The following is a 12,536-nucleotide window of genomic DNA, read 5'->3' as shown; positions in this document are numbered from 1 at the left end:
GGGCGTGTGACGGCTAAATACGACGACACCAATTCGCGACGGGTTTTCAGGCCGGCTCAGGAAAAGCCGGTGGCGATATTCCTTCCGCAGCATAGACCCAGCCGGGGCCGGGGTTTCGCCCTGCCGGTCATATCGGCCCTGGTCGGCACCACGGCGGCCCTGGCCGCGACATTCGCCTACATGATGCCCGGAACGCCGCTTGCCGATGAATCCGCGGTCTCGCTGACGGCTGCCAACGCAGGCGAGCCGGGCGCTGAAAGCGCACAAGAGGAAACTGACGGCGAAATTGCTGCGGTAACCGCGCCCAACGTCGCTGCGGAAGCCGACGCGAAGGATGAGGCCGAAAAGTCGGCAGCCGACGCGACCCCACCACAGAAGGTTGCGGTCGCGATCCCGCCTGCGAACGATCCGCGCTGGGCGAAGTCGTCGGCGCCATCCGGCGCGGCCGCGCTCGCCGCGATGAAATCCCTCGTTAAAGGCGACAGGGCGACGAAGCGGGACGAAGCGTCTTCTCCGGACCTGCTCGCCTATGCGTCAGCGGATGCCGGCAAATTGCCCGAGCAGGACGCCACCGGCGACGAAAAGACCGGGTCGATCGATCCCGCCGCCACCAAGGTCAAGGCGCCGGCCGATCCGGCTCCCGATGCCAGGCAGTCCCGCGTTAACACCGCCGTTAACATGCGCTCGGGTCCCGGGGACGAGAACCGCGTGATCCTCGTCATTCCGGGCGGAGCCGGTGTCGAACTCCTCGGCTGCGATTCCTGGTGCAAGGTGGTCTATGACGGCCGCACCGGATACATCTACAAGAGCTTCGTCGGCGGCAAGAGCAAGGCGCGCGCCTCCGCGAGCCGTTCGGTCAAGAAGAAGGCCGACGCGCCGGTGAAGACGGTCTCCGTGGTCTCGACCGTGGAAGAGACGAAGAAGCCGGAGCCTGCCGCGCCGAACCCGATGACGAACCCCAATCGCGGTCGTTGACTTCGCAACCGTGATGGCCTAGTGAGCCTACCGCACCGGTCCGCGAGGGCCGGTGTATTACTTTGACGTGTCCCGCGGGTCTGTCGCAGCGTGCGAACGGATCCTGTCAGGCTCCGAAAACGGGAGCCAGAGGAGGGCGCGTTTCCTTTGCCCGGATCCTTTCGGTCCGGGCGCTATCGCTTGAAAGGGAATGCGATGAGCAAACGCCAGTCTGCAAAATACAAGATCGACCGCCGTCTCGGCGAAAACATCTGGGGACGCCCGAAGTCTCCGGTCAACAAGCGCGAATACGGTCCCGGCCAGCATGGCCAGCGGCGCAAGGGCAAGCTGTCCGACTTCGGTCTGCAGCTCCGCGCCAAGCAGAAGCTGAAGGGCCACTACGGCGACATCTCCGAGAAGCAGTTCCGCAAGACCTACGAGGAGGCCAACCGCCGCCGTGGCGACACGTCGGAGAACCTGATCGGCCTGCTCGAGTCGCGTCTCGACGCCGTCGTCTACCGCGCGAAGTTCGTCCCGACGATCTGGTCGGCGCGCCAGTTCATCAATCACGGCCACATCAACGTCAACGGCCGCCGCACCAACATCCCGTCCTACCGCTGCAAGCCGGGCGACGTGATCGAGGTGCGCGAGAAGTCGAAGCAGCTCGTGATCGTGCTCGAAGCCGTCCAGCTCGCCGAGCGCGACGTGCCGGACTACATCGAGGTGGATCACACCAAGATGACGGCCAAGTACGGACGCGTGCCGGCGCTGGGCGACGTGCCCTACGCGGTCCAGATGGAACCGAACCTCGTCGTCGAGTACTACTCGCGCTGATTTCGGCATCGATCGCCGGTTTGGATCAGGCCGCCGCCCAGGCGGCCTTTTCTTTGCGCGGGGCCTCGGGTAGTCCCGTCGGAACAGTTCCGGGAGACAGGCCATGAACATGATCGTCGCACCGGCGGAAACGGAAGATGCCGGATCGCATCCGCTCTTCCAAGCGGCGCCGAAATCGGTCGAGTTCAACAAGCTGCGAAAGCGGCTGCTGCGCAACGCGCGGCAGGCGATGGACGATTTCGCCATGGCCACGCCTGGCCAGCGCTGGCTCGTGGCGCTGTCGGGCGGCAAGGATTCCTACGGACTTCTCGCACTGCTGCTCGACCTGAAGTGGCGCGGCATGCTGCCGGTCGAGTTGCTGGCCTGCAATCTCGATCAGGGCCAGCCCAACTTTCCCAAGCACGTGCTGCCGGACTATCTCGCCTCGGTCGGCGTTCCGCACCGGATCGAGTACCGCGACACCTTTTCGATAGTAACCGACAAGCTGCCGCAGGGCAGTACCTATTGCTCGCTCTGCTCGCGGCTGCGGCGTGGGCACCTCTACCGGATCGCCCGGGAGGAGGGGTGCTCGGCCCTGGTGCTCGGGCACCATCGCGACGACATCCTGGAGACGTTCTTCATGAACCTCTTCCATGGAGGACGCATGGCGGCCATGCCGCCGAAGCTCGTGAACGACGACGGCGACGTGATGGTGCTGCGGCCGCTCGCCTATTGCGGCGAGAAGGATCTCGCGCGCTTCGCCGACGCCATGCGCTTCCCGATCATCCCCTGCGATCTCTGCGGCAGCCAGGAAGGTCTGCAGCGCAATGCCATGAAGGCGATGCTTGACGACATCGAGGCCCGCATGCCGGGCCGCCGCGATACCATGATCCGCGCGCTGGCGAACGTGCGGCCGAGCCACCTGCTCGACCGCAAGCTCTTCGATTTCGCCGCGCTGTCCAGCCGCCCTGATGAAAATCCCTAGAGCGGCGGGTTGTGCGGCTCGAAGAGCCTGCCCTTTTCCGCCACCAGGGTCATGACGAGCGCGACCAGCGAAGCGAAGAAGTATCCTCCCGCCAGCGGCACGACCGTTCCGTCGAAGGCCTGCCCGATCGCCGCTCCGATGACGCCTCCGCCGACCGTCTGGAGGAAGCCCTGCACCGAGGAGGCCGTTCCTGCGACATGGCCGAGCGGTTCCATTGCGAGCGCGTTGAAGTTGGACCCGATCCAGCTGAACTGCATCATCGCGATCGAGAACAGCGCCAGGAACAGCCAGAACGGAACCGGGCCGAGCAGGGACAGGACGAAGGCGATCGTGTTGACCGCGACGAAGCCGATCAGCGCGCCGTGCGCGAGGCGCCGCATGCCGATCCGGCCGACGAGGCGCGAATTGAGGAACGACGACACCGCCATCATGCCGGCCACGGCGGCGAAGTAGACCGGGAACAGTTCGCCCGTGTCGTAGATGCCGATGTAGACCTGCTGCGCGGAATTGATGAAGCCGAACAGCGCGCCGAACACCGCCGTCATGGCGACCGTGTAGCAGATCGCCACCCGGTTGGTGACGACCATGCGGAAACTCTGGGCCACGCTCGCCAAAGTGAACGGGCGCCGGTTTTCCTCGCGCAGCGTCTCCGGCAGCCGCAGCCACGTCCACAGCGTGAAGGCGCCCGAAACCACGCCGATGAAGACGAAGATCATGTGCCATTCCGAAAACAGCATGATGACCTGTCCGATGCCCGGCGCGACGATCGGGATGATCATGAACACCATGAAGACGAGCGACATGACCTCGGCCATGGCGCGTCCGCCATAGACGTCGCGCACGATCGACACCGCGATGACGCGGGTCGCCGCCGCCCCGAGACCCTGGACGAAGCGCAGCAGCAGGAGCACCGTGAAGCTCGGCGCGAAAGCACAGGCGAAGGCGGCCACGACGTAGACGGAAAGGCCGGCAAGCAATGGTCCGCGGCGGCCGAAGCGGTCCGAGATCGGACCGAAGAAGAGCTGCATCATCCCGAAGCCGACCACATAGGCCGTGACGACGTATTGCCTGGCGTTCTCGTCGTCGACCATCAGGCTGGCCCCGATCTGCTGGAGAGCGATCAGCATCACGTCGATGGCGAGCGCGTTCAGCGCCATCATGGCGGCGGCGAGCGCGATGAACTCCCAGCGCGGGATCGTCAGCAAGGACGCAGCCTTTGCTGGAGCGGGAACCTTCTGGTCCATGGCCAACCACCGAAAAAGTGAAGACGAAAAAGAAAACGCGCCGGCTTGCGGCGCATTTTCGTTCAAACGATACCGGACGTGGTCCGGCAGCTATGCCTTGATGGAGGTCAGGCGGCGCCCTTGACGCTGATGCCCTTCTCGTCGAGGAAGCTCTGCAACTCGCCGGCCTGGAACATCTCGCGGATGATGTCGCATCCGCCGACGAACTCGCCCTTCACGTATAGCTGCGGGATGGTCGGCCAGTTGGAATATTCCTTGATGCCCTGGCGCAGTTCGTCCGAGGTCAGGATGTTCACGCCCTTGTAGTCGACGCCGACGTAATCGAGGATCTGCACGACCTGACCGGAGAAGCCGCACTGCGGGAAGCCCGGGGTGCCCTTCATGAAAAGGACGACGTCGTTGCTCTTCACTTCGTTGTCGATGAACTGGTTGATCGCGCTCATTGCTTGTTCCTCGTTCGTCCGGTTCAAGGCCGGAGATTGGAAGGGGGATTGACCCCATAGATAGAATACAGCCGCCCGATTGTCGAGTTCCGTGGCCCGCTTGCCGCCATTCCGCGGCTTGGGCGATTGTCCTGGCGCGCTCAGTCCGGCGCGCTGGTCTGCAGCGCCAGTGCATGCAGCACGCCGCCCATGTTGCCCTTCAGCGCGTCGTATACCATCTGGTGCTGCTTCACGCGCGACTTGCCGCGAAAACTCTCGGCCACGACCTCCGCCGCATAGTGGTCGCCGTCGCCGGCGAGGTCGCGAATCGTCACCTTCGCGTCCGGTATCGCGTCCTTGATCATCCGTTCGATGTCGTGCGCATTCATGGGCATGGCGAAAACCTCGGTCAGTTGCAGTCCATGAACCCGGGGAACCAGGATTCGTGCGCGGCCTTCAATTCGCCGACCGGTATCGCACGCGCCTCGCCGAGCTTCAAGGAAGTCCCGCCCGTCGACCCGATCCACGGCGCGAAGATGCCGAGGCCCTCCTGTTCGGCCCGCAACGCGTCCCATTCGTCGCCGTCGGGGTCGATGCCGAGCGTCAGCAGATAGCGCCCCTGGTCCTCGCCGAAGAAGACGGAAACCGGGTCGGCGTCGACCAGTCCGGGAATGGTTGCCCCGATGCCCGATGCCATGGCCATCTCCGCTAGCGCGACCGCCAGGCCGCCGTCCGACAGGTCGTGCGCGGCGGTCACGATGCCGCGCTCGATGAGCGAGCGGACATGATCGCCGACCTTCTTCTCGTGCGCCAGGTCGACGGGCGGCGGTGGCCCGTCCGCACGGCCGTGGATATCGCGCAGGTAGACCGACTGGCCGAGATGCGTTCCCCACGAGGGCGGCGCGCCGACGAGCAGGATCATCTGTCCTGGCGCGGCGAACCCGATCCGCGCCATCTTCGACCAGTCCGGGAGCAGCCCGACGCCAGCAATTGTCGGCGTCGGCGGAATGCCCGTCCCGCTTGTCTCGTTGTAGAGCGAGACGTTGCCCGACACGATCGGGAATTCCAGCGCGCGGCAGGCGTCGCCGATGCCGGCGATGGCGCGCACCAACTGGCCCATGATTTCGGGCCGCTCGGGATTGCCGAAGTTCAGGTTGTCCGTCGCGGCAAGCGGCAGGGCGCCGGTCGCTGTGAGATTGCGCCAGCATTCGGCGACCGCCTGCTTGCCGCCCTCGTAGGGGTCGGCTTCGCAGTAGCGAGGCGTGACGTCGGATGCGAAGGCGAGTGCCTTCGTTGGATGCCCCTCGACGCGCACGACGCCGGCATCGCCCCCGGGCATCTGCAGCGAATTGCCCTGGATCAGCGTGTCGTACTGTTCCCACACCCAGCGCCGGCTCGACAGGTCGGGCGAACCGAGCAGCTTCAGGAGGGAATCGGCGACGTCCGCCTGCGGGATGTCATCGGCCGCGAGCGGGGAAGGGGCCTTCGGCTCGGCCCAGGGGCGATCGTACTCCGGCGCCTCGTCGCCGAGTTCCTTGATCGGCAGGTTCGCGACCTCGTCGCCCTGGTGGTGGATGCGAAAGCGCAGGTCGTCGGTCGTGCGGCCCACGACGGCGAAGTCGAGGCCCCATTTGCGGAAGATCGCCTTCGCTTCCTCCTCCTTTTCGGGGCGCAGCACCATGAGCATCCGCTCCTGGCTCTCCGACAGCATCATCTCGTAGGCCGACATGCGCTCCTCGCGTACCGGCACCTGGTCGAGTTCGAGTCGGATGCCGAGATCGCCCTTGGCACCCATTTCCACGGCCGAGCAGGTCAGGCCCGCCGCGCCCATGTCCTGGATGGCGATGACGGCGCCCGAGGCCATCAGTTCGAGGCAGGCTTCCAGCAGGCATTTTTCCGTGAACGGATCGCCGACCTGCACGGTCGGGCGCTTCTCCTCGATGCTCTCGTCGAACTCGGCCGAGGCCATCGTGGCGCCGCCGACACCGTCACGGCCGGTCTTGGCGCCGAGGTAGACGACCGGCAGTCCAACGCCCTCGGCCTTCGAGTAGAAGATCGCGTCGGTCTTCGCGAGGCCCGCGGCGAAAGCGTTGACGAGGATGTTGCCGTTGTAGCGCGGATCGAAGTTCACTTCGCCGCCGACCGTCGGCACGCCGAAGGAATTGCCGTAGCCTCCGACGCCCGCCACCACGCCGGCCACGAGATGTTTCGTCTTCGGATGGTCCGGTGCGCCGAAGCGAAGTGCGTTCATCGCCGCGATCGGCCGCGCGCCCATGGTGAAGACGTCGCGCAGGATGCCGCCGACCCCCGTCGCCGCCCCCTGGTAGGGCTCGATGAAGGAGGGATGGTTGTGGCTCTCCATCTTGAAGACCACGCAGTCGCCGTCGCCGATGTCGACCACGCCGGCATTCTCGCCCGGCCCCTGGATGACCCTCGGACCGCTGGTCGGGAGTGTGCGCAGCCATTTCTTGGACGATTTGTAGGAGCAGTGCTCGTTCCACATCGCCGAGAAGATGCCGAGCTCGGTGAAACTCGGCTCGCGCCCGATCAGGTCGAGGATGCGCTGGAATTCGTCCGGCTTGAGCCCGTGCGCGGCGATCAGTTCCGGGGTGATGGGAACGGTGTTGGGGATGTTCATGCCAGCCGTGGACTCCGAAGGCGCGATGCTGCCGTCCCCATAGCGCAACGCCGGCCCGGATGCACCCGAGCGCAGCCAAAAAGCCACTGAAAATGCGGGGTCGTCCCGATCAGCCGAAGTTGTCGTGGCCGGCGGCGCCGCCCTCGAGCAAGCGGCGGATGGTTCCCAGGCCGCGCCGCATGTCGTCACGGGCGGGGGGATCCGAAAAGGCGATGCGGATGCGGTGGAAGATCTTGTCAGTGCGCGAGGGCTTGAACTCGTCCTCTTCGTCGATCAGCACGCCCTCGTTCGACGCGGCGTTACGGAAGATGCCCGAAAGCCACGGCTCGGGAAGCTTCATCCAGAGGAACGGCGCCTGCGGGCCGGAGGCGAAGTCGAGCCCGGCCAGAAGCTGGCGGGCGATGGCCTCGCGCTCGGCGATTTCCCGTCGCACCCTGGTGCGGATCGCGTCCGCCTCGCCCGACAGCACCAGCCGCGCGGCGAGTTCGGCGAGCAGGAAGGGCTTGCCGCCGGTCAGCATCCGGTAGGCGGTCTGGACGCGGGCGGCGTAGTAGGGCGGGCAGGCGACCCAGCCGGCGCGGATGCCCGCCGCCACGGATTTGGAGAGCCCCCCGACGTGGAACGTCCGCTCCGGGGCTAGTGCGGCGAGCGGGATCGCCCGCTCCCCGATCAGCGAACCGTAGACCGCATCCTCGATCAGCCAGACATTGTAGCGCCGCGCGATCTCGGCGATCTGCCGCCGCCGTGCTTCCGACATAACGCCGAGCGTCGGGTTCTGCATGTCGGGCATCAGGAACGCCATCTTCGGATGCTGCTGGGCGCAGAGATGCTCGAAATCCTCCGGGCACATGCCCTCGTCGTCCATGTCGACCGCCACCGGTCGCCGGCCGATCAGCGCCGCACTGCGCGCCACCGAGGAATAGGTGAGCTGCTCGAAGACGATACGGTCGCCCGGCGCGGTCACGGCCGCGATGACGGCGAGGATCGCCGCGTGGGCGCCCAGTGCCGGCACGATGTCGTCCGTCTCCGGCTGCCAGTCGCCTGCGGCGAGCCATGCCCTGCCGGCTTCGCGCCATGAGGGCGCCGGGGCGCGGACGTAGTCCAGGCTGTGCCTCGTCTGGTCGCGCGCGATGCGTGCCGTCACGGTCTCGATGGCGGCGGTCTGGCCGACATCGGGCGCGGCGGTCGTATCGAGCCGCAGCAGGCCGGGCGGCGAGACGAGTGCGCGGGTGCCGCCGAAGAAATCCGGTGTCGGATGAGGGGCCGACGTCCTTGCGCTCTCGCTGCCGAGGACGAAAGTCCCGCGGCCCACTTCCCCCGACACCAGCCCCTTTTCGCGCACCAGCGCATAGGCGCGGCCCACCGTGCCGAGCGTGACACCGATGTCGTAGGCGAGGTTGCGTTGTGGCGGGAGTTTCGCACCGACGGGCAGCGTGCCCGAGGCGATGTCGCTCTCGATCTGACCGGCGAGCCGCAGATACAGCGGCCCAGCCCCTTCGGCGAGTTTCGGCATCCAATTTGTCATTGTGACAATTCTCTATATTGTCCTGCAATGTGAGTCAATACATACATCGGCTGGGACGAAGAGCGGGTACAATCGAGTATAAGGATAGGAACAATGAGCGCAATGTATTCGACACAGATTGGGCATGCGGAATCCGTCGGATCAGCCGCGGTTCGCCGCCCTGGTTTGAGGCATGTGCTGTCCTGGATTCTGCGCCGCATCGAGGATGCGTTCGAGCGGCGGCGGCAGAGGCGCGACCTCCTGGCGCTGTCGGACGACCAGCTGAAGGATATCGGCATCTCCCGCTCGATGGCGCACCGCGAAGCATCGCGGCCGTTCTGGAAATAGCTGTCCGGTCGGGTCGCTTGTCACGCCGTCTGCGTGCAGGAGGCCGAACCGCCGATCCATCTCTTCAGGTCGGCGGAGACGCGGGTGCCGACGGGTTGGTCCATCAGCGGGCCGAATGCATCCACCCGGGCCGGTTCGCCTTCCGCCTGCACGACGAGCATCGGCTTTCCGCCGAAATTGCTCTTCGGCACCAGAAGGAAGCGCGGCCGGCCGGAGAAAGAATTCAGCTCGTTGGCGAAGCTGTAGCTGCGGAACGCCGGGTCATTGCTGGCAAACCAGCATTTGTGCGCATTGATTGCCACCTGCTCCATGGTACGCAACGCCGCGCTCTTGGACGAGGTCGCGACCGCTCCGGGGCCGGCGGGCGCCGACTGGCACGCAGTCAGCGCGACGACGCAAAGGAGCAGGGCCGTTCGCACGCCTCTCCCGTCGGCGCGATTCCCGCGTCCGGCTCGCCGCCCATCGATATTCGACATCTTCATCCGAACCCGTTCTCCGAAGGCCGTCGGCACCAGTACGCCAGATCGCATGCATCCGTCCGGATCGTTCCACAGGCGATAATGGATGCCCGACTCGCCGTGCGGCACGGACCGCGAGTCGCTGCCGATGATAGGATCAAAGCGAATCCGCTGCCAGAACATCTCCGGCGCAAGACAAGTTCCGGATCAGAGACGAGATCTTGCGACAGGTTCCCTGAGGGATACCCACCAACGCGGTCAATCGGCGTCCCTGTAGGCGATGCCGGTTGCCTCGACACCCTGCTTACCGCGGCAGGGACCGAATGTGCCCAGGTCGACGTATGTCACGCGATGGATACCCGTCGCACCAAGCTTTGCCGCTTCTTCCTTCAGGGCACGGCGCGCCGCCGTCTTCGACGGATCGCGCCTGTCGATGTATTTTTCGGAACAGGCATGTCCGCTCACCCGTCCCAGCATGACCGCGCCTGTCGTCGGCGTCCAGGAGGTATCGACGTCGTCCGGATCCGTCGGCGGATAGACCGACGAGACGGGCGCGGGACTGGCACAGCCGGCCAGAAGACTGACGGCGAGAAGACAAAGAAGTCTCATGCGGGCATGATGACTTCGATCGTCGGGAGGCGCAACCTCGGCGCCGTACCGCTCGCGGTCGCTTCCTCAGGCCGCCATGCCGCTGCGCTCGGGGAAGAGCCGGGCCAGTCCTTCAGCAGAGGCGTCGGCGATGCCGCGCTCGGTGATGAGCCCGGTGATGAGGCGAGCGGGCGTGACGTCGAAGGCGTAGTTGCCGCAGGGCGTCGCCTCGGGGGAAATCCGCACCTGCCGGGTCTTGCCGTCCTCGTCGCGGCCCCAGACCAGCGAGACCTCGTCGGCCGACCGCTCCTCGATCGGGATTTCCTTCACGCCGTCGCGTACGGTCCAGTCGATGGTGGGGGAGGGCAGGCCGACATAGAAGGGCACGCCATTGTCCTTCGCCGCGAGCGCCTTCAGGTAGGTGCCGATCTTGTTGCAGACGTCGCCGTTGGCCGTCGTGCGGTCGGTGCCGACGATCACCATGTCGACCATGCCATGCTGCATCAGATGGCCGCCGGCGTTGTCGACGATCAGCGTGTGCGGAACGCCGTGGCCCGCCATCTCCCACGCCGTCAGGTGCGCGCCCTGATTTCGCGGCCGCGTCTCGTCGACATAGACGTGGATCGGTATCCCGGCTTCCGTCGCGAGATAGATCGGCGCGGTCGCCGTGCCGTAGTCGACGGTGGCAAGCCACCCGGCATTGCAGTGGGTAAGGATGTTGACCGGCTCGCCTGGCTTCTTCTTGGCCGCGATCGTCCGGATGATCTCCAGTCCGTTCCGGCCGATGCCGCGGTTCAGCTCCACGTCCTCGTCGGCGATCTCGGCGGCGCGACGATAGGCGGCCTTTGCCCTTTCGGAGACAGGAAGCGGACGCAGCACGCGGCGCATCTCGTCGAGCGCCCAGCGCAGGTTGATCGCGGTCGGCCGGGTCGCGTGCAGGGTCTCCCATGCCGCATCGAGCGAGGCGTCGGAGGCGTCCTCGCGCATGCGCAGCGCCACGCCGTAGGCTGCGGTGACGCCGATGAGCGGCGCGCCGCGCACCCACATGTCGCGGATCGCGGTGGCGATGCCGTCGACGGTGCGGACCGTCTCGACGCGGAAATCGTGCGGCAGCCAGCGCTGGTCGATGATGTCGACCGACCAGCCGTCCTCATTGACCCAGATCGTGCGGTAGTGCCTGCCGGAAACCTTCATGAAGCCTTCTCCGCGAGCATCGATTTCCGCGCGCCGTTCAGCGTCTCGGCGAGCGCATTGATCTCGGCGAGCGACTGGATGTGGCGGCGGTTCACGGCGATGTGCCTGCCGAACGCCAGCGCCGCGGTCTCGCATTGCGCGCGTGCCGTCTCGTCCGCGATGTCCTCGAAATCGGCATTGTGGGCGAGACCCAGGATGCGGCGGTGGATCTCGACGCCGGCAAAGCCCAGCAACTCGGTCCATACCTCGTGCAGCAGATGGCCGAGCGCCTGCTCGGAGGCGAGATCGTCGCCCTGGTCCTCGTAGAGGCTGCGGTGGTAGAGCATGCCGGTGCGCTCGGTGCGCCACAGATGCGAGAACTCCGTGCGGAACACTGACCATGTCTTCTCGATCACCGACAGCAGGTATGCCCGCATCGCGTCGCGCGAGCCTTCCGTCTCGTGGCCAGCCTGCGAGAAGAACGACATCCAGTAGTTGGCGAGCAGCATGCCGACATCGAAGGAGATCGGCCCGTAGAAGGCGAACTCCGGATCGATGATGCGCGTGTCGCCGGGCGTGACCATCACGGAGCCGGTGTGGAGGTCGCCGTGCACCAGCGTCTCCGCCTTGGCGGCGAAGAGATGCTTAATCTTCTGCGCCTCGACCTTCAGGTCGCGATCGGCGCGCAGCCGGGCCACGACCGGGTCGAGGCCCGGCGTGTGCCGGTTCATCGGCGCGTCGAAATAGGGATCGGTGAAGACGAGGTTTTCCGTGATGTCGCACAGTTCAACATTGTCGGCGAACAGCGCCATGTCCTCCTTGCGTACGCGCGGCGTGAGCGAAAGGTCGGAGCCGCGAAACAGTGTCCGCGCCATGAACAGCCCGAGATCCTCGGCGATGCGCGGCAGCTGCTCGCCCTTTATCAGCGCGCGGCGCAGGATGATGTGGGGCGACAGGAACTCCATCACCACTAGCGCCTGCGCCTCGTCGTGGTGGAAGATCTCCGGCACCATGCCCGGCGCTCTCTGCTGCTGGCGCACAAGAGCATTGTATTCGAAGAAGGAGCGTTTCAGGGGGAGCGGCCAGCTGTCGCCGACGAGGCGGACATAGGGAAGTGCCTGCTTGACCACGACCGTGCCGGCCTCGCCTTCCACGATGAAGACGAGATTGAGGTTGCCGTCGCCGACCTCGCGGATCTTCCAGTTTTCGGCCGCGCCGCCGACGCGGTCAGCCACCGCCGCGACGCCGCCGAGCCTCCGGCCCAACGTCTCGACCGACAGGGCCTTGAACGCGATCTCCTGCATATTGCTCCTCCTCACGTCCCGGACCGCCGCCCGGAGCGCGATTACGCTAGCAAGGCTCTGTCATTTGTCAATGATGTTGACAATTGCTCGGGCGGTGCCTAGCGT

At 65.8% G+C, this 12,536-nt stretch carries 13 protein-coding genes; 4 read left to right on the top strand and 9 right to left on the bottom strand.

The genetic code is table 11. The features are described from left to right. Nucleotides 1-69: 69 nt before the first annotated feature. The 3 genes from BSQ44_RS17295 to ttcA all read left to right on the top strand — a co-directional run bounded on the left by BSQ44_RS17295 (nucleotide 70) and on the right by ttcA (nucleotide 2,752). Nucleotides 70-975 (top strand): SH3 domain-containing protein, encoded by a 906-nt coding sequence (locus BSQ44_RS17295; RefSeq protein WP_072606393.1) that lies wholly within the window; start codon nucleotides 70-72, stop codon nucleotides 973-975. Between the two features lie 195 nt (nucleotides 976-1,170). Next, a complete protein-coding gene (gene rpsD, locus BSQ44_RS17290; protein WP_072606392.1) occupies nucleotides 1,171-1,788 on the top strand; it encodes a 30S ribosomal protein S4 in 618 nt (205 codons plus the stop codon). A gap of 103 nt (nucleotides 1,789-1,891) precedes the next feature. Next, the gene (gene ttcA, locus BSQ44_RS17285) at nucleotides 1,892-2,752 is read left to right on the top strand and encodes a tRNA 2-thiocytidine(32) synthetase TtcA (protein ID WP_072606391.1); all 861 of its coding nucleotides are present in this window, start codon (nucleotides 1,892-1,894) and stop codon (nucleotides 2,750-2,752) included. On the opposite strand, the gene BSQ44_RS17280 is transcribed toward ttcA, so the two are convergent. The 5 genes from BSQ44_RS17280 to BSQ44_RS17260 all read right to left on the bottom strand — a co-directional run bounded on the left by BSQ44_RS17280 (nucleotide 2,749) and on the right by BSQ44_RS17260 (nucleotide 8,581). Next, on the bottom strand, nucleotides 2,749-3,996 hold the full coding sequence (locus BSQ44_RS17280) for a multidrug effflux MFS transporter (protein ID WP_114579989.1): 1,248 nt from the start codon (nucleotides 3,994-3,996) through the stop codon (nucleotides 2,749-2,751). The two genes, ttcA and BSQ44_RS17280, sit on opposite strands and share 4 nt — an antisense overlap. 107 nt (nucleotides 3,997-4,103) lie before the next feature. Continuing rightward, entirely contained in the window at nucleotides 4,104-4,439 is a 336-nt protein-coding gene (grxD, locus tag BSQ44_RS17275; RefSeq protein WP_072606390.1) for a Grx4 family monothiol glutaredoxin, read from the bottom strand. A gap of 140 nt (nucleotides 4,440-4,579) precedes the next feature. Continuing rightward, on the bottom strand, nucleotides 4,580-4,813 hold the full coding sequence (locus BSQ44_RS17270; protein WP_072606389.1) for a BolA/IbaG family iron-sulfur metabolism protein: 234 nt from the start codon (nucleotides 4,811-4,813) through the stop codon (nucleotides 4,580-4,582). Between the two features lie 14 nt (nucleotides 4,814-4,827). Beyond that, nucleotides 4,828-7,056, bottom strand: a complete 2,229-nt coding sequence (gene purL, locus BSQ44_RS17265; protein ID WP_072606388.1) for a phosphoribosylformylglycinamidine synthase subunit PurL — start codon at nucleotides 7,054-7,056, stop codon at nucleotides 4,828-4,830. Nucleotides 7,057-7,165: 109 nt separating this feature from the next. After that, nucleotides 7,166-8,581 (bottom strand): aminotransferase-like domain-containing protein, encoded by a 1,416-nt coding sequence (locus tag BSQ44_RS17260; protein ID WP_072606387.1) that lies wholly within the window; start codon nucleotides 8,579-8,581, stop codon nucleotides 7,166-7,168. Nucleotides 8,582-8,755: 174 nt separating this feature from the next. On the opposite strand from BSQ44_RS17260, the gene BSQ44_RS17255 reads away from it, so the two are divergent. Next, nucleotides 8,756-8,908: a DUF1127 domain-containing protein gene (locus BSQ44_RS17255; protein ID WP_072608123.1), complete on the top strand. Its 153-nt coding sequence runs from the start codon at nucleotides 8,756-8,758 to the stop codon at nucleotides 8,906-8,908. Between the two features lie 20 nt (nucleotides 8,909-8,928). Here BSQ44_RS17255 and BSQ44_RS17250 read toward each other — a convergent pair whose 3' ends face one another. The 4 genes from BSQ44_RS17250 to mtnK form a co-directional block, all read right to left on the bottom strand. After that, nucleotides 8,929-9,390, bottom strand: a complete 462-nt coding sequence (locus BSQ44_RS17250) for a hypothetical protein (protein WP_235633255.1) — start codon at nucleotides 9,388-9,390, stop codon at nucleotides 8,929-8,931. A gap of 234 nt (nucleotides 9,391-9,624) precedes the next feature. Further along, the gene (locus tag BSQ44_RS17245) at nucleotides 9,625-9,975 is read right to left on the bottom strand and encodes a hypothetical protein (protein WP_072606386.1); all 351 of its coding nucleotides are present in this window, start codon (nucleotides 9,973-9,975) and stop codon (nucleotides 9,625-9,627) included. Nucleotides 9,976-10,041: 66 nt separating this feature from the next. Continuing rightward, nucleotides 10,042-11,148, bottom strand: coding sequence for an S-methyl-5-thioribose-1-phosphate isomerase (mtnA, locus tag BSQ44_RS17240; protein ID WP_072606385.1), 1,107 nt, complete (start codon nucleotides 11,146-11,148; stop codon nucleotides 10,042-10,044). Next, nucleotides 11,145-12,431 carry an S-methyl-5-thioribose kinase gene (gene mtnK, locus BSQ44_RS17235; protein ID WP_072606384.1) on the bottom strand — a complete coding sequence of 429 codons (1,287 nt, stop codon included), beginning with the start codon at nucleotides 12,429-12,431 and terminating at the stop codon, nucleotides 11,145-11,147. Before mtnK ends, mtnA begins: the two co-directional genes overlap by 4 nt. Nucleotides 12,432-12,536: the final 105 nt, after the last annotated feature.

The organism is Aquibium oceanicum (assembly GCF_001889605.1).
In the GTDB taxonomy this organism is placed as follows: Bacteria; Pseudomonadota; Alphaproteobacteria; order Rhizobiales; family Rhizobiaceae; genus Aquibium; species Aquibium oceanicum.
The sequence above is the reverse complement of the archived record's forward strand: the minus strand, read 5'-3'. Positions and strand labels throughout refer to the sequence as shown.